Origin of the sequence: Microbacterium sp. GbtcB4, assembly GCF_019091465.1 — a bacterium.
Lineage (GTDB): Bacteria > Actinomycetota > Actinomycetes > Actinomycetales > Microbacteriaceae > Microbacterium > Microbacterium paraoxydans.
This window is the reverse complement of the sequence record NZ_JAGXJJ010000551.1, coordinates 1-237: the sequence shown is the minus strand read 5'-3', so window position 1 is coordinate 237 and position 237 is coordinate 1. Positions and strand designations below refer to the sequence as shown.

Sequence of the window (237 nt, the reverse complement as noted above, 5' to 3'; positions counted from 1 at the left end):
GCATCACGATGGCGCACCTCAAGGGCACGCTCGACCACTTCGGGAAGCAGCTCTTCGGCCCGGGGCCCAAGACGCGCTTCCGCCCGAACTACTTCCCCTTCACCGGGCCCTCCGCCGGGCTCGACCTGGGGCACCCGCCCTCCAGGGGCGGCGCGCGCTGGATCGAGTGGGGGGGCTGCGGCGTGGTCAACCCGACCGTGCTGCGCGCGGCGGGGATCGACCCGGAGGGGGACGGCG

1 pseudogene is annotated in these 237 nt (G+C 74.7%); it reads left to right on the top strand.

What is annotated here, in order from left to right:
* A pseudogene (locus KVS71_RS18785) lies at positions 1-237 on the top strand (phenylalanine--tRNA ligase subunit alpha); the annotation flags it as partial.